Source organism: Streptomyces sp. NBC_01294 (assembly GCF_035917235.1).
Lineage (GTDB): Bacteria > Actinomycetota > Actinomycetes > Streptomycetales > Streptomycetaceae > Streptomyces > Streptomyces caledonius.
The window spans coordinates 2979261-2996595 of sequence record NZ_CP108423.1; the positions used below are offsets into that span (position 1 = coordinate 2979261).

General features: G+C 68.6%; 23 protein-coding genes and 2 pseudogenes. 9 read left to right on the top strand and 16 right to left on the bottom strand.

The genetic code is table 11. The features are described from left to right. Positions 1 to 38: 38 nt before the first annotated feature. The 6 genes from OG534_RS13145 to OG534_RS13170 all read right to left on the bottom strand — a co-directional run bounded on the left by OG534_RS13145 (position 39) and on the right by OG534_RS13170 (position 5269). On the bottom strand, positions 39 to 797 hold the full coding sequence (locus OG534_RS13145; RefSeq protein ID WP_326588267.1) for a hypothetical protein: 759 nt from the start codon (positions 795 to 797) through the stop codon (positions 39 to 41). Beyond that, positions 794 to 3379 carry a hypothetical protein gene (locus OG534_RS13150; RefSeq protein WP_326588268.1) on the bottom strand — a complete coding sequence of 862 codons (2586 nt, stop codon included), beginning with the start codon at positions 3377 to 3379 and terminating at the stop codon, positions 794 to 796. The genes OG534_RS13145 and OG534_RS13150 overlap by 4 nt, the downstream gene beginning before the upstream one ends. After that, positions 3376 to 3804 (bottom strand): DUF6507 family protein, encoded by a 429-nt coding sequence (locus tag OG534_RS13155; protein WP_326588269.1) that lies wholly within the window; start codon positions 3802 to 3804, stop codon positions 3376 to 3378. The genes OG534_RS13150 and OG534_RS13155 overlap by 4 nt, the downstream gene beginning before the upstream one ends. Positions 3805 to 3852: 48 nt before the next feature. Beyond that, a complete protein-coding gene (locus tag OG534_RS13160; RefSeq protein ID WP_326588270.1) occupies positions 3853 to 4167 on the bottom strand; it encodes a pore-forming ESAT-6 family protein in 315 nt (104 codons plus the stop codon). Between the two features lie 63 nt (positions 4168 to 4230). Continuing rightward, positions 4231 to 4563 carry a hypothetical protein gene (locus OG534_RS13165; RefSeq protein WP_326588271.1) on the bottom strand — a complete coding sequence of 111 codons (333 nt, stop codon included), beginning with the start codon at positions 4561 to 4563 and terminating at the stop codon, positions 4231 to 4233. Positions 4564 to 4768: 205 nt separating this feature from the next. Next, a complete protein-coding gene (locus OG534_RS13170) occupies positions 4769 to 5269 on the bottom strand; it encodes an ATP-binding protein (RefSeq protein WP_326588272.1) in 501 nt (166 codons plus the stop codon). A 238-nt stretch (positions 5270 to 5507) separates the two neighbouring features. Here OG534_RS13170 and OG534_RS13175 point away from each other — a divergent pair, with 238 nt between their 5' ends. From OG534_RS13175 to OG534_RS38680, 3 genes and pseudogenes are all read left to right on the top strand, one after another. Then, on the top strand, positions 5508 to 6359 hold the full coding sequence (locus OG534_RS13175) for a helix-turn-helix domain-containing protein (RefSeq protein ID WP_326588273.1): 852 nt from the start codon (positions 5508 to 5510) through the stop codon (positions 6357 to 6359). 11 nt (positions 6360 to 6370) lie between these two features. Beyond that, on the top strand, positions 6371 to 6568 hold the full coding sequence (locus tag OG534_RS13180; RefSeq protein ID WP_326588274.1) for a hypothetical protein: 198 nt from the start codon (positions 6371 to 6373) through the stop codon (positions 6566 to 6568). A gap of 22 nt (positions 6569 to 6590) precedes the next feature. Next, positions 6591 to 6710, top strand: a pseudogene (locus OG534_RS38680) (SDR family NAD(P)-dependent oxidoreductase); the annotation flags it as partial. On the opposite strand, the gene OG534_RS13185 reads toward OG534_RS38680, so the two are convergent. From OG534_RS13185 to OG534_RS13210, 6 genes are all read right to left on the bottom strand, one after another. Continuing rightward, on the bottom strand, positions 6707 to 7273 hold the full coding sequence (locus tag OG534_RS13185; RefSeq protein ID WP_326588275.1) for a hypothetical protein: 567 nt from the start codon (positions 7271 to 7273) through the stop codon (positions 6707 to 6709). The pseudogene OG534_RS38680 and the gene OG534_RS13185 sit on opposite strands and share 4 nt — an antisense overlap. 53 nt (positions 7274 to 7326) lie before the next feature. Beyond that, the gene (locus tag OG534_RS13190; RefSeq protein WP_326588276.1) at positions 7327 to 7809 is read right to left on the bottom strand and encodes a hypothetical protein; all 483 of its coding nucleotides are present in this window, start codon (positions 7807 to 7809) and stop codon (positions 7327 to 7329) included. A gap of 295 nt (positions 7810 to 8104) precedes the next feature. Then, positions 8105 to 8716 (bottom strand): hypothetical protein, encoded by a 612-nt coding sequence (locus OG534_RS13195; protein WP_326588277.1) that lies wholly within the window; start codon positions 8714 to 8716, stop codon positions 8105 to 8107. After that, positions 8713 to 11193, bottom strand: coding sequence for a hypothetical protein (locus OG534_RS13200; RefSeq protein ID WP_326588278.1), 2481 nt, complete (start codon positions 11191 to 11193; stop codon positions 8713 to 8715). The genes OG534_RS13195 and OG534_RS13200 overlap by 4 nt, the downstream gene beginning before the upstream one ends. A gap of 11 nt (positions 11194 to 11204) precedes the next feature. After that, a complete protein-coding gene (locus OG534_RS13205; protein WP_326588279.1) occupies positions 11205 to 11612 on the bottom strand; it encodes a hypothetical protein in 408 nt (135 codons plus the stop codon). 208 nt (positions 11613 to 11820) lie between these two features. Further along, complete coding sequence (locus tag OG534_RS13210; RefSeq protein ID WP_326588280.1) at positions 11821 to 12228, bottom strand: ATP-binding protein; 408 nt, start codon at positions 12226 to 12228, stop codon at positions 11821 to 11823. 235 nt (positions 12229 to 12463) lie between these two features. Between OG534_RS13210 and OG534_RS13215 the strand changes: the two genes are divergently transcribed. The 3 genes from OG534_RS13215 to OG534_RS13225 all read left to right on the top strand — a co-directional run bounded on the left by OG534_RS13215 (position 12464) and on the right by OG534_RS13225 (position 13885). Then, entirely contained in the window at positions 12464 to 13315 is an 852-nt protein-coding gene (locus OG534_RS13215; protein WP_326588281.1) for a helix-turn-helix domain-containing protein, read from the top strand. Positions 13316 to 13325: 10 nt separating this feature from the next. Beyond that, a complete protein-coding gene (locus OG534_RS13220) occupies positions 13326 to 13523 on the top strand; it encodes a hypothetical protein (protein WP_326588282.1) in 198 nt (65 codons plus the stop codon). Between the two features lie 200 nt (positions 13524 to 13723). Next, positions 13724 to 13885 (top strand): hypothetical protein, encoded by a 162-nt coding sequence (locus tag OG534_RS13225; protein WP_326588283.1) that lies wholly within the window; start codon positions 13724 to 13726, stop codon positions 13883 to 13885. On the opposite strand, the gene OG534_RS13230 is transcribed toward OG534_RS13225, so the two are convergent. Continuing rightward, the gene (locus OG534_RS13230; RefSeq protein ID WP_326588284.1) at positions 13886 to 14020 is read right to left on the bottom strand and encodes a hypothetical protein; all 135 of its coding nucleotides are present in this window, start codon (positions 14018 to 14020) and stop codon (positions 13886 to 13888) included. Next, a complete protein-coding gene (locus OG534_RS13235) occupies positions 14020 to 14190 on the bottom strand; it encodes a hypothetical protein (protein WP_326588285.1) in 171 nt (56 codons plus the stop codon). The genes OG534_RS13230 and OG534_RS13235 overlap by 1 nt, the downstream gene beginning before the upstream one ends. A gap of 14 nt (positions 14191 to 14204) precedes the next feature. Here OG534_RS13235 and OG534_RS38685 point away from each other — a divergent pair. Both OG534_RS38685 and OG534_RS13240 read left to right on the top strand, forming a co-directional pair. Continuing rightward, positions 14205 to 14324, top strand: a pseudogene (locus tag OG534_RS38685) (Ku protein); the annotation flags it as partial. 13 nt (positions 14325 to 14337) lie between these two features. Then, positions 14338 to 14682 (top strand): hypothetical protein, encoded by a 345-nt coding sequence (locus OG534_RS13240; protein ID WP_326588286.1) that lies wholly within the window; start codon positions 14338 to 14340, stop codon positions 14680 to 14682. Positions 14683 to 14760: 78 nt separating this feature from the next. Here the strand turns inward: OG534_RS13240 and OG534_RS13245 are convergent, their stop codons facing one another. Together OG534_RS13245 and OG534_RS13250 are read right to left on the bottom strand one after the other, a co-directional pair. Further along, on the bottom strand, positions 14761 to 15051 hold the full coding sequence (locus tag OG534_RS13245; RefSeq protein WP_326588287.1) for a hypothetical protein: 291 nt from the start codon (positions 15049 to 15051) through the stop codon (positions 14761 to 14763). Between the two features lie 95 nt (positions 15052 to 15146). Beyond that, positions 15147 to 15572, bottom strand: a complete 426-nt coding sequence (locus OG534_RS13250; RefSeq protein WP_326588288.1) for a hypothetical protein — start codon at positions 15570 to 15572, stop codon at positions 15147 to 15149. Between the two features lie 491 nt (positions 15573 to 16063). Here OG534_RS13250 and OG534_RS13255 point away from each other — a divergent pair, with 491 nt between their 5' ends. Then, positions 16064 to 17107: a CPBP family intramembrane glutamic endopeptidase gene (locus OG534_RS13255; protein ID WP_326588289.1), complete on the top strand. Its 1044-nt coding sequence runs from the start codon at positions 16064 to 16066 to the stop codon at positions 17105 to 17107. Positions 17108 to 17335: the final 228 nt, after the last annotated feature.

Below are 17335 nucleotides of genomic sequence, written 5' to 3' on the forward strand. Positions count from 1 at the left end.
CGCCCCGTTCACGCCGTGGCGCTGGTACGGGAACCGTTCTAGCGCTTGGCGGCGGCGATGGCCGCCGTGATGAGGGCGGCCGCCTCCATCTCGTCCAGCCACACCAGCCCGAGCTCCGCGGCCTTCTCCGGGGACGCGGGCAGTGCGCCGGTCGGCTCCCAGAGCAGGCTGTCCCGGCCGAAGGCCTCGTCGTGCGTCGCGGTGCGCACCACACGCCGCCGCAACAGGGGACCCTGCCGGTCGGCCGCGGTGTAGTAGGTGATGCGCCCCTCGGCGTCCACGGCGTCGAGGACCACATGATCGAGGGAGGTCAGCATCGGACCGCCGGCGTGGCCCTGCAGAGTTCCGGGGCGCATCTGCACACCGTTCAGGTCGAGGAGACCGGCATTGTCCTGGAGGAACGCGCCGCCCCGCTCGTAGAAGAGCAGGAGCGGCTCGTAGAGGTCGGGCAGGTCCGGAAGCTCTTCCGGATGCCGCGTCCGGTAGTCCGCCAGCCGCACCGCACCCGTGCAGGTCCGCTTGACGGCGTTGATGGCGACGGTCTCACCCAGGAATTCCTGGAGCTGTGCGGCGACTTCCGCGTTGAGCGAGAAATCAGGGTCCACGTACTCGACGACATCGAAGAACGGCCACATGGTCTCGGCCGAGCAGGCCTGCGCCCACAGCCCCGCCCGCCGGAGATACTCGCGCATCAGCAGGCGACGAGACATGACGTGCGCGAACACGTCGTCCCAGTCCCCGTCCCATTCGACTGCCCGAAGGCGCTCCAGCACGAGTGACGCCGCCCGGTCGTTCACTTCACGATCCCCTTCGATCGCAGCTCCTGGAGGAGAGCCGCCGTTACTTCGCCGATGTTCGCAAGACCGGGTGCCAGTTCGATATTCGGAAGGTCGAGTCCCAGCCCAGGCCACTGGGAGAACCGGCCGTTGTTCTCCTTCAGTGCGAGCTCGTGCGCACCGGCGTCATGGTAGCTTCCCGGCCATTCGTGATAGAACCCGGCGTCTCCGCCTCCGTTGTCGTAGCGACCCCAGAGGTGCTCCGCATCACGTACGTAGGGAATTCCCGCCTCGATGAAGTGGCTTTCCGTGAACTCATGCCCGATGTAGCGCTCGAACAGCGTCTCTTCGGCTCGGGTCAGAGTGCCCTCACTGGCACCCCTCCAGAGGTCGGCTATGTCGCTTCGCGGCGTGAAGTACGCCAGTCGCGGGGCTCCCGGAGCCTGGGTCACCACGTGCTCGGTGAGGAAGAAATGGGTGCGGACCCGGTCCAGGACCTGCGTACTGATCCCGGTGTTATCCGAAATGCTCCGGATATCGAGGGATTCCGGGTTGGCGCGGACTTGGTCGTAGTACCGTGCCGCCGCCTGGTGTTCGGGCGTGGGCTCCTCGACGTAGCGAGCACCGTCCGGCCGAGGCTCGGACGCGCCGGAGAGCACGGGGTGCTCGCCCGATCCAGCCGAGGCTCCGGGACCGTCTCCGTGACCGGTTCCGCCGCTGTCGCCGCGCCCGCCGCCCGACGGGGTGTCCGTGTGGCCGCCGCCCGACGGAGTGTCCGTGTGGCCGCCGCCGGAGGGGCCGTCCGTGTGGCCACCCGCACCGGGGCCGTCGCCGTGACCGGTACCGGTACCGGTACCACCAGGGCCGTCCGTGCGGCCGCCGCCGGCCGGGGGCTCGTGGCTCGCAGAAGGGCCGTTGCCGTGGTCGTACGCGTTGCCGCCCGGCGTGTGGTCGCCGGCGCGGCCGGTGGGGGTCAGGTCCGGTCGACCAGTGGGGGTCAGGTCCGGTCGACCCGTCGGGGTGGGGTCGGCGACGCGGACCGGGTCCGAGATGTCGGAGCCGACGCGGATGACGTCGTCTCCGCCGCGGGCGGCGACGCCGGCCAGTTCGAGTTCCGGGACCCTGGCCGTGGACGGAACGTCGACCTTCGGGGGGTCGACGCGCGGGATGTCCGCGCCCGCGTCCGGCTTGCCCGTCGGGGCGTCCTTGGCGTGCTGGGTGATCGCGCCGTCCCCGTCGTAGATGTTGCCCTTGGGGTCCATGAACTGCGACGGGCCGTCCACCGGCAGCTTGACCGTGCCGGGCGGCAGGGTCGCGGTGCCCTCGGGGAGTTTGATGTTGCCGTCGGGGAGTTTGACCGCGCCGTCCGGGATTGCGGTGCCCTTGGGGAGCTGGATCGCTCCGTCGGGGAGCTTGAGGGCACCCTCGGGGAGGGCGAAGGCGCCGTCGCCGATCTTCGGGATCTCGAACTTGCCCATGTCCTTGAGGCCGGCCATGACATCGCCGATCTTGGAGAGGCCCGCGCCGGCGCCCTTGAACAGGTACGTCGTCGGATCGATCGCCCGGCCCGCCTTGCCCGCGAACGACAGCGCCTTGGCCACCGCACCCGCCTTGCCCGCGCCCGAGACCGCCCCGCCCGCACCACCGGTGAACACCGTGGTCACCACGTTGAAGGTGACCGCACCCGCCGCGCGGCCCGGGTTGGAGCCCCACTGGTCCCAGGCAAGGAGCGCCTTGCCGGTCTCCTTCATCGCAGTGCGCGATTCCCGAAGCCAGGACGGCAGCTTGTCCTCCGGGGCGGCGAGGAAGAGCGCACCCGCGCCGGGGATCGACATGATCGCAAGCCCCGTGCCCAGCTTGGCGAGGCCGGTCCAGGACTGCTTGAACACGTCCCAGCCCTGGAGGCCTACGAGGCCGCCCAATCCCTTGAGGGTGCCCCAGACGCCGTCGACGACGACGCCCTTGCCGAACTCCCAGGCGTGCTCCCAAATCTGCCAGCCGGGTATGGACTCCTCCACCGCGTCACCCCACGGCAGGGACTTGGCCTGCTTGAGTGCCTCGGCGTCGTAGCCGTACATGCCCTCGCCGTTGGAGCCGTCGTTCACCTTGAGCGGCTTGCCGCCCACCAGGGCGACGATCTTGGCGTGGGCGGCCCGCTCCACGTCGTGGAACTCGGCCCACACCTCGGCGATCTTGTTGCGGCGTTCGAGGTTCTCGTCGATCAGATCGCCGTCTTCACGCCACTTCTCGTCCTTGTCCGTCTTCGTGCGGAACGCCTGCGCTTCCGCCTTCAGATTCTCCAGCTTCTTGATGACCGGCGCGGCGTCACGCGAGTACGTGCCCAGCGCGCCCGCGATCGTGCACATGTCGGAACTCAGCTTCAGGCCCAGATCGGACACCGGCTTCGTCGTCGCGAACAGCTGGTCTGCCTCCGGCGCCTGATAGAAGGCCTGCAACCCGCCGAAGCTGGTGTGGACGTCCGACGTCGCCGTCGAGACCGCCGCCCCGCCCGACGAGATCGCCTTCACCTGCGCGTCCAGCACCGCCAGATCCCCGGTGAAGACCGGCACCTCAGCCGGATCGACCGGCGCGTCCCCGCTCACTGCTTGCCCCCCGGCTTCTCACGCAGGACGTCAAGATTCACGGCCCTGGCCGCGTCCTGAGCCGCCTTGGCCTGCTCCAGATCGCCTTCCAGGTACTCGTTCGTCGCCTTCACCGCGCCGAGGATGCACGCCTCGATCCGCTCGGCCATCGACTTCAACTCCGGCTTGCGCGCAGTCAGATACTCACCCAGCGCGGCCGCCACCGGCCCCATCGCCTTCTGAGACAGATGAGGCTGCCCCACCGGCACCGGACCCTGTAGCTTCGTCTCCGCCTGCGAACCGGGCACCGCCGTCCCCGCGGCCTGCGCCGCCTGCGACATGGCCGTGAGCAGAGCGTTCAACGCCTTCTCCAGCTCACCGGCATTCCCGCCGACGGTCTTCAACTGCCCCTGCACACCCTGCGGCTTGATGTCCCACGACGTCATCAACGACCCCCCGTACAGCCAACCAACTGTCCTACGTCAACCGCCCACTCAGCCGATGTTGTCGACCGCGGTCTTCGCCCGCTGCAGCGTCTGCCGCGCCGTGACGTCGTTCTTCTCCAGCGTCGAGTTCAACAGCCGGATGATGTTCTTGACCTCCTGCGAAGCGTTCTTCCAGCGCAGCTCCTTGGCGTGGTAGTCATCCGCCACACCATCCGCCGCGAAGTCCGACATCGCAGCCGACACCTGACCCTCACGCGCCGCGATCACCTGCTCCAGCCGGCCGATCACCGCCTTGATACCGCCCTGCACCTCCGTCGAGGCACCCACGTCATACGCACGACGGTCCGTCCCACCCGTACCCATCACAACCACACTCCCCGTGAAGAAAACCCAGAACGAAGACTCAGAAGAAGACCCGGACGAAGATCAGCGGCCCGAGAAGCGGGCCGCGTCGAAGTTCGCCGCCCCCTGCTGCTGACGCGCGTTCTCACCCTGCTCCTGGTCACCCGACCCGAACGCCTGCTCCATCCCCGACTGACCACCCAGGATCGCCGCCAGCGAAGCGTTCAACTCCTTCGCGATGTCATCCGCACGCAGCTTGAACGAGTCGAACGCCACCTTGCCCTGCCCCTGGAACTTGCCCTCCAGCGGCTGCGCCGCAGCCACCAGCTGCTTGATCAACGTCCCCAGATCCGTATTCGAATCCCGCGACCCCGACATCAGGTTCGACAGAACCTGCGTCCCCATGTCGAACTTCATCCCACACCCCCGCACTCACGAACGGTCATCAGCATGTTCATTTCTATCAACTCACGTCGCAACTGCAACTGACAATGGGCCGTCTGTGACTCACTCATGACAAACCATCAGGCACTTGCGGGACCCTTCAGGTGCCTCGGCGTCTCGCGCGGAACGATTGAACGGCCATCGCGTACGAGAACTCCCGAGGCAACGCGCCAGCTGGTCAGGGGCGCAGGTAATCGGCGGCGCCGTGCCGGGGCAGGGTCGCCCAGGTGCGGGTCCCACCCCCGGGCTCGCGGGACTCCCCGAAGCCCCAGGCGCCGCCGCACGAGCGCACCACCGCGGCCATCAGGCGCAGCGCCGCGCGCCGCCGGGCCTCGCAGTGGGTGGCGAGGCGGGGGTTCGCGTGGGGCGCGTGGCCGTCGTAGGCGATGAGGCGGAGCGAGTCGTCGCGGTGACGGACGGACAGGTACAGACTCCGCCCGGGATCCAACTTCCAGGCGGCCCCGACCAGTTCCCCGGCCACTTGCACGACGGCGGGTGCGAGGGGGTCGAGCCGATACGCGTGCAGGACGGCCCGTACGGCGGCCCGCGCGACCTGGGCGCCGAGCGGCTCCCCGGGCACGGTGAGGCCGCACGCGAGCGTGTCGAGCGGGGGCGGCTCGCCCCAGGCGCGCTCGGGCGGGGACACCGGGCAGACGGTGAAGGGTGGGTGGCTGGACATCGCGGACTCCCTGAGGTCGAAGGTGACTACGGCGAGTTCGACGCGCACGGGTGGCCGACGCGGACGGGGAGCGTGGCTCGTCGCCGAGGCCCGAGGCATGCTGCGGCGATGCACTTCAACTCCCCTGCGTGAGCGGTGCGTTACCCAATGTAGGGGCATGGGTGGTCTTTTCGCCACCTTGATGCAGACAATTGCCCACCTCGTGGATTCAGGGGCGGCCGCACGGCACACTGCATCCATGCCGCCACGCACCGCACCGACAGAACGGCAGAAGCGACTGGGCGCCGAGCTGCGCCGCATACGGCTGGCAGCAGACGTGTCCGCCGAATCCGCAGCAGGTCTGCTCGGTGTCGACCGCACGAAGGTCTCAGCCATCGAGAAGGGCGTGCGCACGATCAGCGAGGAGCGGCTGCGTTCTCTCGCCTGCCACTGCGAGTGCGCGGATGCTGAGTACGTCGACGCTCTCGTCGCCATGACGCAACCCAGCAAGCGCGGTTGGTGGGAGCGCTACCGCGGCGCGCTGTCCGCCGCCGTACTCGACATCGCCGAGCTGGAATCCCACGCCACTCGCATGCGGTGCGCGCACTCGGTCCACATCCCGGGCCTGCTGCAGACGAGCGAGCACGCACTCGCACTCTTCCGGTTCGTCGTACCGGCCCTCCCCGAGAAAGAGATCGCCCTCCGGTTGGCCCACAGGCTGGAGCGCCAGCAGGTACTGGAGGGCGAATCGGCTCCGGAGTACGTGGCGGTCGTACACGAAGCGGCACTGCGCATGCAGTTCGGCGGCCGCAAGGTGGCTCGCGCACAGCTGGAGCACCTCGCCCACGTGGCCGAGCGGGACAACGTCATTGTCCGCGTGCTGCCCTTCGAGGCAGGCGGCTTCCCCGGCGCCGGCCAGACGGTCAACTACCTGGAGGGCCCCGTGCCCCGACTCGACACCGTGCAGGTCGACAGCACACACGGCCCCGACTTCCTGCACACGGAGGCCCAACTGTCCAAGTACCGTGCCCAACTGGACTGGATGGAACGTCTCAGCCTGGAGCCGGACGCCTCCCGGGACTTCATCCACCACCTGGCCCGTCAGCTCTGAGAGGGAACCCGATGGCCGACATCGTCTGGGAAGAGCCGTTCTGCGGCGAAGGGGCAAGCTGCTACCGAATAGGCGTGGACGGGGACGGCAACAGCTACATCGCCGTCGCGGGCGCGGAGGCCGCGTACCTCACCGACACCGGCGACGCCCTGCGCCAGCTGATCCGGGACATCAAGGCGGGCAAGGCCGACCACCTGCTGACCGACTAGCCATTGCTCAGCCCATCCGCTCCACAGTCGTTTGGGCCGTCCGGACGAGGTAGCTTCGGTCCAGCTCCTCCTGGCCTCGGACATGCCCTCCGACATGACCGGCGCCGACGTCATCCTCAACGGCGGCTGGACGCCTCGTTAGCCGGCAGCGTCCGCGCCGATGACCGGTGGGCCGGCGGGGAGCGTTGAGGCGGTTTCGCACTTCAGCTGCTGGGTGACGTGGCGCGTGGCATCAGCAACGAGTTCGGCCATCAGGGCGGGGTCGCGCTGGTCGTCGACCTCGACGGGGTCCTTGGGGTTCTTCGCGAAACGTTCGATTGTGACCATGAGCCACGAATACCGCTCGCGTCCAGAGCTGAGACACGGAACGAGGAGCCTGGCGATGAAGGCCCTCGTGTAGCCCTTCGTCTCACCCAGCTTGATGGGGGTGCCGTTTTCGAACCCGTCGGCCACTCCCGGGGAGATCCAGGTGTAGCTGGCGAGAGCGGACCTGTCGGCTGCTCTCATGGAGCACCAGATGTTCAGTGAATCGTCTCCGCCCGGATCGAACGTGGAGCTGAGCGTCTCCTGGTACTCCCCGCCCTTCTCGGGGAGGATCGCGGCGACGGCATTCCCGGAGAGGGCACCACCGCAGGCCCGGTCCGGAACCCGGACCACGGGAACTCTGTTCGTCCACCACCAGGTCCCGGCCTCGATCAGGACCAACGCGGCTCCCGCAGCCACGGTGAGGCGGCCCCGATATCCGTGGCGCGAACGCATCACTTGGCTCCCCCCTTGGACGGCGGCGGCTGATACCCGCTGTGGGTCGACCTACCGCGCTCGTAGCCGCCTGTCACCGAGTGGTACGCGTCGTCTCCGAACTTCTTCTGTTCTTCCTCGGACAAGCCGGCCTGCTTGGCTCCAGCCACCGCGGCCTCGGCGGCGGCGCGGGCGGTGGCTTCGCGTCGCTGGTCCAGGAGAGATTTCGCTTTCTCCTCGGCCGTCGCAGCGCTGTCCCGCTCGTAGTGTTTGGTGACGCTCTCCTTGGCGTCCTCTATCACCCAGGCGACCGGAGCACCCACGACCGACGCCTCCAGCGGCTTGGTCACCAGGCCGAAGGCGCGCTCCGTCCACTTCGTGCCGTCCTGGAGGCCCTTGTTGAAATCACTGCCCCCGGCGGTCTTCTGCTCGTAGACGGCCTCCGCGCGGGCCTCGGTGGCCAGGCCGGCGATGGTGGCGCCGGGCTTGGTGAAGGTTTCCACATCCAGGCGGGCGTCGGCGACCCCGTAGGGCTTGCCGCCTTCGACCGGGCTACCAGTCCCTGACCACCTACCTGCTGCAGGACCAGGCCACGCTGATCGTCCTGCTCAACACCAACATCACCGCCGAGAGCGAGGAACCGAGCACGCTGTTCGGCCAGGCGATCACCAATATCGTGACACCGGAGGACGTCTACACGCTGCCCGCTGAAGTCACCGCCCACTGACCGCTTGGCCGAGGCGGAGACAGTCGCCGCCCGCGCCGGGGCAGGCTCGCCCACGTGCGTTCGACCGCCCTCTAGCCGACCGCTCCCGCAACCATGACCGGGGACCCGGCGGGCAGGCGGGGGGCGACTTCGCAATTCAGCTGTTGAGCGGCGTAGCGCGCCGCGTCGGCGACGAGTTCGGCCATCAGGGCCGGGTCGCGCTGACGGTCGACTTCGCGCTCGGCCAAACGCGAAACGGAGACCTCGAGCCGGGGAAACTCCACGGCCGATGGGTCGCGGCAGGGCAGGTAGAGCATCGCCTCCCGGGCATTCATATAGCCGGGCGCCTCACCCAGCTGTATGGGGGTGCCCATTCCGTCCAGGAACTCGGCCGGGGCAGATGTCGAGGTGGTCCAGGAGTAGCTCGCCAAGATGGACTTGTTCGCGGCTTTCATTGAGCACCAACTCGTCAGCTTCTCCCTGGGGGGATCGAACAAGGGCTGGAACTCTTCGTCGTACTCTCCTCCCTTCTTCGGGAGGATCGCCGCGACCGACTTTCCGGACATCGCGCCACCACAGACCCGGTCCGGCACCTGGACGACCGGAACTCTGTTCGTCCACCACCAGATCCCGCCTGCCAGCAGGACCGCGACCGCCCCGAGGGCCGTGATGAGGCGGCCTCGCCGCCTCAGTCCCTCGGTCATGACTTTCCACCGTTCTTCTGCGGAGGGGGCTGGTACCCGCTCTGCGTGTCGCGACCGTCGCCGTATCCGAGCCTTACGCGGTCGGCGGCAGTGTCGCCGAACTTCTTCTGCTCATCCTCGGACAGTCCGGCCTCCTTGGCCCCGAGCACGGCGGCCTCCCGGGCAGCTTCAGCAGTGGCCTGCCGCTGGCGTTGAAGGACATCGTTCGCATCCGACGTGGCATCCGCCGCGCTGTCACGCTCGTAGTGCTTGGTGACGCTTTCCTTGACGTCCTCTATCACCCAGGCAACGGGAGCGCCCACGACCGACGCCTCGAGCGGCTTGATCGCCAGGCCGAAGCCGCGTTCGATCCACTTGGTCCCGTCCTGAAGGCCCTGGTTGAACTCGCTGTCCCCGGCGGTCTCGTCCCGGTACACGGCGTCCACACGGGCCTGCGAGGCGATGCCCGCGATCTCCCCTCCGGGGGCGGCATACGTGGTCACTTCATGGCGGGCGTCGCCCAGGTTGTGCTGTGGACCGCCCTCGCCGTACTTCTTCGCCACGTCGCCCAGGAGATCGGCCGTCGTGGCCTGCTGGGCGTTGATGATCGCACCGTAGGCATCCGGGTCCCTGGCAACACTGCCGAGGAACTTCGGGAGCTCTGAGCCGCCCAGGTCTCGCAGGCCGGCATCCGCCCCGAACGTCTCGATGCCGTCCGGCCCCATCGCCTTCTGGAAGTCCCGCATGTACTCGGCCGTCATGTTGCCGAGGCTGTCCCGCATCGGCATGAAGACGCCGGACTTCTTCTTGTCGTCCTCGCCGGTGACCGAGATGAGGTCGTTGCCCTCGCCGCCGAACTTCTCCACCACCCGGTGCATGAGGTTCGCCTGCTCCTCCGAGTGCGGCAGCGGCTTCACGTCCGTACGGACGTCGTCGTACGCGCGGCCCGAGACCGCCGACTCCAGGGCGTGGCCGAGTGCGTCCGGGCCGGCCGCCGTCGCCTTCTCGGCGGCCTTCTTCCAGGCCTCCTGTGCGTCACCGTCGCCGATCTCCGGGTGCGTCGCCGAGCGGTCGTCGAACCACTGGTTCTTGTCGGTGAGCATCTCGAAGTAGTCCGGGTAGACGGTCTTCCCCTTCGGGCCTGTCAGCCCTTCGAGGACGATGCCGTCACCGGTCTCCCTGAGGTTGAACTCGACGAGCTGGCTGTAGCTGAAGCCACCCTTGTACTCGCGGTCGAAGTACGCCCGGTCCATCTTCTGGCCGTCCGACGAGTACGGGGTCATCTTCCCGTCGAAGAAATCCTTCGATGCCTCCGGGCTGTGCCCCAACGCCTCCAGGATGCCGGTCATCGCGTTGAAGCCGGAGCTGCCGTCCGTGCCGGCAGGGTTCAGGTTGATGCCGATGTACGGCTGGTTCTGGGGCATGTGCTTCCAGATGCCCGGGTTGCGGGCCTGCATCTGGGCCGCATGCTCGGCGACCGGGGTGAGGAAGCGATGGTCGTACGAGCCGTAGCGCAGGATGTTGCCGAGCACCTGGTAACCGTACGGGTTGTAGCTGGCGTTACGGGACGGATAGACGTCGATCGTGCCGGCCCCGGCCTTGCGTAGATCGGTCTGCCACTTCTCCGACAGGTGCGTCGGATTGTCCGGGTCGGTGGCCGTGGCCAAGGAGAAACCGAGGTCCTGCTGGAGGGCCTTGAGGGAATCGGTGCGTACTTTACTGTCACCTTCGGTCTTCATCGTGAGGTCGGCGAAGAAGGCGAGGCTCGGCTTGGCGCCCAGTCCCTCGTAGAAGGCGGTCGTGAACTCCGGCGACGCGCGATGTTCGTGCAGGAGCTTCTGGAGGTCCTTCAGCTCCTGGTCGGTCATCTTGTCGCCCTTGCGGGCGAGAGTGACGGCACGGTCGGCGTTCATGGCATCCGTGCTGGCGTACTTGGGGGCGCTGAAGTTGTGCGGGTCGTCGCCCAGGTTCGCCCTCAGGGTCCGGGCGATGTCCTGGTCGGCCTCGTTGGCCTCCTCGAGGGCGATGCGGATCCGGTTGGCAATGTAGGTGACGTTGGACTGCTCCTTGCGTAGCAGGTCCTTGTAGTCCGGATCGTTCCTACCGGCCCGTCCGACACTCTCCGAGAGGGGGCTGCTCGCGCGTACGGAGCCGTCGGCGCCGACCGTCACCTGGCGGGACGGCGCCTCCTCGTCGACGACGCGCTTGAGGTTGGCCTTTGCCTTCTCGAACGTGGTGTGCGATTGCTCCAGAATTCGGTGGACGCCCTTGGCCGCCTGCACTGCGTCGTCGAACTCCTTGGCGGTCTTGCCGATGAACGGCTGGGTGACGGAGGCGTTCACACCAGCCCAGTCCGCCTTGTCCGCCTTGGCCTTCATCCCGTCGCGGGCGAGTTTGCCGAGTTCCTCCAGCTTGGTGGCCATCTGGGACCAGTCGGTCACCGCGTCCTTGAGCTTGCCGAGCGGTGCGTGCAGCACATCGTCGAATCCGAGCGTCATGATCCCCACCCCTACCGGAAGTGCTTGTCGAGGTCGGCGACACTCATCAGCGCCCCGGCGATGTCGTCATCGTCCTTCTGGTGCGCCGCTGCCGAGTAGTCGAGGTGGTTGGAGATCTGCGCACAGGCGGCCAGCAACGCGGTGACCTGCTGCGACCAGGTGTCGCACACCTGCCGCAGAGCCGCTCCCGTCTCGAAGTGGGCGCCTACTAGGGCGGTGGCCGCGTCGGCCGTGGTCCGGTCGGCGTGGTGACCGTCCTTGGTCAGGCGGCTGTGCAGTTGGTAGGCCTCACCGCCGATGGCGCCCAGATCGTCACGGCTGACGCTGAGGTCGGCATTCCCGCCGCCTCCGCCGGGCGCGGGGGCCTGGTTCAGCCGCACACCCACCTTTGCGGCAGCCCATTCCTCGTCGAACGACATCCCCGTCCCCCATCCCGACCGACCCATAGCGCAACCATCAGATACTGGCCGAAGGCGCAGGTGGATGGGCGTCAAGGGCGATCTTTTTGACGGCTTGTTGATGTGCACCGCGTGCCGGTCAGGCGCGCAGGTAGTCGGCGGCGCCGTGCCGGGGCAGGCTCGCCCAGGTGCGCGTCCCACCCCCGGGCTCGCGGGACTCCCCGAAGCCTCAGGCCCCGCCGCACGAGCGCACCACCGCGGCCATGAGGCGCAGCGCCGCGCGCCGTCGGGCCTCGCAGTGGGCGGCGAGGCGGGGGTGCGCGTGGGGTGCGTGGCCGTCGTAGACGGTCAGCCGGAGCGAGTCGTCCCGGTAGCGGACTGACAGATAAAGACTCCGTCCGGGGTCCAAGTGCCATGCGGCGGCTACCAGTTCCCCGGTGACTTGCACGGCTGCGGGCGCGAGCGGGTCGAGCCGGTACGCGTGCAGGACGGACCGTACGGCGGCCCGCGCGATCTGGGCGCTGTACGCGGCCCCGGGCACGGTGAGGTTGCACGCGAGCGCGTCGAGCGCGGGCGGCTCGTCCCCGACGGGCTCGGGCGGGGACACGGGGCAGGCGGTGAAGGGGTGGCTGGACATCGCGGACTCCCTGAGGTCGGACGTGACTACGGCGAGTTCGACACGCACGGATGGCTGACGCGGACGGGGAGCGTGGCTCGTCGCCGAGGCCCGAGGCATGCTGCGGCGATGCACTTCAACTCCCCTGCGTGAGCGGTGCATTACCTGACGTAGGGTATGCGGGCGCAATTGTGCCCCTGATTGCAAAAATTGCTGCGCCTTCGTCCGCGGGCTCCTCAACCGGCAGACTGCAGGCATGACAGCCAGGACTTCCCCGACCGCACGACAGCAGCGCGTGGGCGCGGAGTTGCGCCGGATGCGCGTCGCGGCGGACGTCTCCGCCGAGTCGGCAGCCGGGGTGCTCAACGTCAGCCGCTCACAGCTGTCCGCGATCGAGCAGGGCCTGCGGGCCGTCAGTGCGGAGCGGCTGCGCACCCTCGCGAGCCATTGCGGCGTGGTGGACGAGACGTACATCGCCGGCCTGACCGTGCTGGCGCAACCGCCGGAACGCGGCTGGTGGGAGGCGTACCGGGGAACGATCCCGGCCGGGCTGCTGGACGTCTCCGAGCTGGAATGGCACGCCACGCGCCTCCACACCGTACAGACGGTGCACCTGCCGGGGCTGCTGCACCAGGGCGCCTACGCCCGCGCCGTCTTCGGCTCCGTACTCCCGGCACTCCCGGCATCCGAGGTCGAACTGCGGGTCGCCCACCGCATGCGGCGCCAGCAGGTACTCGAAGGCGACGGCGCCCGACCGTACACGGGGTACGTGCACGAGGCGGCCCTGCGCATGCAGTTCGGCGGCCGCCGGGCCACCCGGGAGCAGCTGGAGTACCTGTGCGCGGTGTCGGAGCGGGACATCATCACGCTGCGCGTGCTATCCGTGGAGGCCGGGGCGTTCCCCGGCGCCGGACACGCGATGCTCTACGCCGAGGGCGCGGTACGCCTGCTCGACACGGTGCAGCTGGACTCGGCGCACGGCCCGGATTTCACCCACGACGAGCCGCAACTCACGAAGTACCGTTCCCATCTCCAGTGGATGGACCAGCACGCGCTGTCCGAGGACGCCTCCCGCGACTTCATCCACGCGATCGCCCGTGATCTTTGAGGAGTCACAGATGGCCGACGTCACCTGGGAAGACCCGTACTGCGGCGAAGGGAACAACTGCTACCGAATAGGCGTGGACGGGGACGGCAACAGCTACATCGCCGTCGCGGGCGCGGAGGCCGCGTACCTCACCGACACCGGCGACGCCCTGCGCCAGCTGATCCGGGACATCAAGGCGGGCAAGGCCGACCACCTGCTGGCCGACTGAGCCGGGGCCCGGCCGGGCCCGCCCCGGTTCACCACGCCGCGGCCTCCAGTACCCGCTGCGCGGTCCACGGCACCGGCCGGCCGCACTACGAGCTGACGGCAAGCGGATCGGAAGTGCCCGGCCCCGGCGACCCCGGCCGGACAGGTGAGCGCAGCGATCCAGGTCGCCATGCGCGGGACGGGGAAGGAGAGCTCCGGACGATGAACGATTCCCTTGCCCAGGTCGCTCCCCGGAAGCAGAAATGGTCCTGGCGGCGGCGTCTCGCCGTCGGTGCGGGTGTGTTCGCCGGCCTGTGCGGCCTCGGATACGCCGTCATGCTCATGCTGGGTGTGATTGCTGCCCGGGCCCAGGCGCCGTTGTGATCAGGGGGTGAACTCCAGGCCGAACTTCTCGGTGTTCAGGACCCGGTTATTCTTCCAGAAGCTACCGAGCTTGCCACCTGCCGACCCGTTCGCCTCGGCGGACATGTTCGCTCGCACGCAAGGCTCGTGTGTCATCACCGGGGTCTGGCCGGCCGGCCCAGCACGATGAGTCGTCCCGAGGACAGGTTGAACTCTTTCCGGCGCTGCAGCGGATAGCCGAGTTCGGCTGGCTGGACGTGGTCGCCGACGGCGGGGCTCGCCGGGTTCTTGCCGGCCGCCAGCACCGACCCCGTCCAGATCGGCACCGCGTACTACTGCCCTGGAGCGCTCCAGCCGGGTCGCGGTGGCCCGGTATTCGATGCGCAATCGCAAGCGCCTGGGCCTCCTTCGGGCCGTCGGCGACGTCATCGCCCTGCATCAGATGCGGTGGCCTGACGAGATCCGCCCAGCCGATGCGGTCCCGGGTCCCGGCGGCGGTGGACGTCACGGACGAGGAGATCGACGCTGCCGTCGAGCTGGCCGCCGCACTGGCCTCGGGCGGATTCGAGCTCGCCGAACAGCGCGACGCCTACCGCGAGGCCGTCGAGACGGTCATCGCGGCGAAGGAGGCCGGCCACAGGATCGAGCCTGCCGCGGAGCCGGTCATCGCGGGCAAGATCGTCGACCTGATGGCCGCGCTCCAGCAGTCGGTCCAGGACGCCAAAGCCGCCCGCGGCGAGAACGCGGCGCCCGCTGAGGTCCACGACCTCCCCACGGCCAAGAAGGCCGCGAAGCGTACCCCGGCGAAGAGCGTGTAGGCCACCGCGAAGAAGGCGGCCAGCAAGCGGAAGCCGCTCAGCGCCTAGAACTGGGCCCTGTCCCCGATGTCTGAGGCGCTACAGCCCGAGGAGCAGCCCCGCTGCAGCGACGCAGCCGAGGTGGGCGACGGTGAGCATGAGCCATTCGACGATCCCCATACGCCAGTGATTGCGCGCCAGCACCCGCCACTGGTGGACCATGAATCCGACGGCGGTGGCGAGCAGCGGGGCCCAGAGCAGAATCCACCAGGACCAGACGCCGCCGAAGCGGAGCACGGCGCACGCTGCGCCGGTGAGTACCACTGTCAGGGACCAGGCCGGCGTCTGCCGCGTGTCGTTGGAGTGCTCGGCGGCGAGGGAGTTGTTCACGGCTGACGACCTTTCATGCCGGGGGACCGTCGGGGAATGCGGCGGGCGCGCCGCACCGGTGGGGTGCGGCGCGCCGTCAGTCACATCTCAGCGTGTCACTGGAACAGCTGCCAGAGGGTGTAGAGGTCGCTGCCGAGGCCCGCTGCCATCAGAGGGGCCTTCCACCTCCAGTCGAGGGCCTTGTACCACTTCTGGAAGTCGCTGAACGTGCCGCCCGCGGCCTTGGCGAAGCCGGGGATCTTCTGGACGATCTTCTTGATCGCGTTCCACCGGTTCTCGGCGGCCGCCTCACCGTTCGCGACGGCCTGCAGCTCGGCGCGCTCGGCCGCGTTGAGCTCGATCGGCGTGTTCAGCAGTGCCCGCGCGATATCCCGGACCTGCTGCTCCTGCACCGCCGGAGCGATGGCCGTGACCGCCGGAGCGGGGGTGGTGGTGTGGGCGTTCGCGACGCCGCCGCCGAGGCCGAAGGCCAGGGCCGCAAGAACGGTGGCCCCACCGATGCGGATTGCTTTGCTATTCACGTTATTGTTCCCCTGTATCAAGGCATAGGGGGTGGAGCCCAGGTTTCTGGTTGCCGAGCCGGCGGCTTGGACACTTTCGGCCCGCAACCGCGCCTGGCTTCGCCCCCTGTGCGAATGGCTGTCTAGGGCGAGTGAGTTGGCCTGGTCAGGGCCTGTGTGGCTGTGTCAGGAACGTAGCCCAGTTCGGTGATTGCACTCAAACGATTGACAGCCCAGGCGTGATCACGAGTGGATCGTTTCCGCCGCATCAGAGGCCTTCGATGTCTCCTGGAATCGGTCCCTAGGTTGCGAAATCCCCGTGTGGTTACTTCGTTCCAGCCAAACCGCCGAACACGGCTTCCGGCGTGTCGCACGGTTCGTAGAAGGCTTGGCTCCGTTTTCAGCTGCCCGCGTCTCAACTTCAGGACTCCCGCCTGCCTGCCGTACATCCCGGGCTGCACCGCCGCGCTCAGGGCCGAAAACGGCCGGTGAGCTGCGGGAATCCTGGTGCCATGACGAATAACACGACGGCCCCCGGCTTGGCACCGGCGTTCCCCGTTGACCCCGTGCGGCCCGGCCCCCTGGAGTTTCACCGGATGGCGCTGACCACCGGGAATCACAGCTGGTGGCGACCGCTGGCCGGAACGGCAGTGGTGCTCATGGGCACCACCGTGATGATCATGGTGCTGGCCTTCGCCACCGAGATCGCGGGGGAGCTCGCAAACCGCCCCCTCGACTCCGAAGGCATGGCCACCTGGGGCGACATCGGCAACACCGCACTGGCACTGCTGGCCATAGCCGTCGCGACCCCCGCCGTGCTGCTGGCCGCCCGCTGCGTACAACACCGCCCGGCGGGAACCGTCTCGTCGGTCGGCGGCCGGCTCCGCCGGCGCCGGCTGGCCACATGCCTCGCGCTGGCTCTGCCCCTCGTTCTCCTCATGCTCGCGGTTCAGGCGCTGACGCCAACGCCGGCAGGCGAGAGCGAGGACCTGGCGTGGGCGGGCACGTCGACGTTCCTCACCGGTCTGGCGACCGTATGGATCCTGGTGCCGTTCCAGTCCGCGGCCGAGGAGTACGTGTTCCGCGGCTGGCTGCTGCAGGCGGTCGGCGCTTGGTGCCGCTCACCATGGGTGGCGATCGCACCCCAGGCGCTGCTCTTCGCCGCGGCCCACGGGTGGGGCACCGTCTGGGGCTTCGCCGACCTCCTCGTGTTCGGCGTGGTGACGGGCTGGCTGACCATCCGTACCGGCGGACTGGAAGCCGCCATCGCCCTGCACGTCCTCAACAACCTGGCGGGAATGAGCATCGCCGCCGCGTTCGCCGGCGCTTTCGCCTCGGACGGCACCGCCGCCGACATGGACTGGGTAGCCATGGCCATCGATGTCCCCATGGTGCTCCTCTACGCGATCGCCGTACTGTGGGCCACCCGCCGCCGCGAACGCGCTCACGACACAGACACATCCGGCGGGCCGAACACCTCACCGCCGCTCACTTCACTGAATGCTGCAGCCGCACACACCACCGGCAGTTACCCGGGCCCGGCAGCCGAAGCCTGACCATCAGGCGCGGAGCGCGACAGGACAACGCAAGGCGGAGCCAGACAGGCACGTCTTCTGCGAGGTCCTCCCGGGAAGGGCGGTGGAGTTGTGTGAACTCCACCCACCGGCTCTGAAGCCCGTCGTGCCAGGGTGCGTCCGCGCCCCAGTAGTGGGGGCATCCCCTCGGCCACGAAGCACAGGACGACGGCGGCGATCTGGTCGTCCCGGCGCTGGGCCGCCCGCGCA

Bases quoted from the DNA above. Each gene is read 5' to 3' on its own strand.
- OG534_RS13155 (WP_326588269.1), bottom strand. From the start codon at position 3,804: ATGACGTCGTGGGACATCAAGCCGCAGGGTGTGCAGGGGCAGTTGAAG.
- OG534_RS13160 (WP_326588270.1), bottom strand. From the start codon at position 4,167: ATGGGTACGGGTGGGACGGACCGTCGTGCGTATGACGTGGGTGCCTCG.
- OG534_RS13165 (WP_326588271.1), bottom strand. From the start codon at position 4,563: ATGAAGTTCGACATGGGGACGCAGGTTCTGTCGAACCTGATGTCGGGG.
- OG534_RS13170 (WP_326588272.1), bottom strand. From the start codon at position 5,269: ATGTCCAGCCACCCACCCTTCACCGTCTGCCCGGTGTCCCCGCCCGAG.
- OG534_RS13175 (WP_326588273.1), top strand. From the start codon at position 5,508: ATGCCGCCACGCACCGCACCGACAGAACGGCAGAAGCGACTGGGCGCC.
- OG534_RS13180 (WP_326588274.1), top strand. From the start codon at position 6,371: ATGGCCGACATCGTCTGGGAAGAGCCGTTCTGCGGCGAAGGGGCAAGC.
- OG534_RS13195 (WP_326588277.1), bottom strand. From the start codon at position 8,716: ATGACCGAGGGACTGAGGCGGCGAGGCCGCCTCATCACGGCCCTCGGG.
- OG534_RS13200 (WP_326588278.1), bottom strand. From the start codon at position 11,193: ATGACGCTCGGATTCGACGATGTGCTGCACGCACCGCTCGGCAAGCTC.
- OG534_RS13205 (WP_326588279.1), bottom strand. From the start codon at position 11,612: ATGTCGTTCGACGAGGAATGGGCTGCCGCAAAGGTGGGTGTGCGGCTG.
- OG534_RS13210 (WP_326588280.1), bottom strand. From the start codon at position 12,228: ATGTCCAGCCACCCCTTCACCGCCTGCCCCGTGTCCCCGCCCGAGCCC.
- OG534_RS13215 (WP_326588281.1), top strand. From the start codon at position 12,464: ATGACAGCCAGGACTTCCCCGACCGCACGACAGCAGCGCGTGGGCGCG.
- OG534_RS13220 (WP_326588282.1), top strand. From the start codon at position 13,326: ATGGCCGACGTCACCTGGGAAGACCCGTACTGCGGCGAAGGGAACAAC.
- OG534_RS13225 (WP_326588283.1), top strand. From the start codon at position 13,724: ATGAACGATTCCCTTGCCCAGGTCGCTCCCCGGAAGCAGAAATGGTCC.
- OG534_RS13230 (WP_326588284.1), bottom strand. From the start codon at position 14,020: ATGACACACGAGCCTTGCGTGCGAGCGAACATGTCCGCCGAGGCGAAC.
- OG534_RS13240 (WP_326588286.1), top strand. From the start codon at position 14,338: ATGCGGTCCCGGGTCCCGGCGGCGGTGGACGTCACGGACGAGGAGATC.
- OG534_RS13255 (WP_326588289.1), top strand. From the start codon at position 16,064: ATGACGAATAACACGACGGCCCCCGGCTTGGCACCGGCGTTCCCCGTT.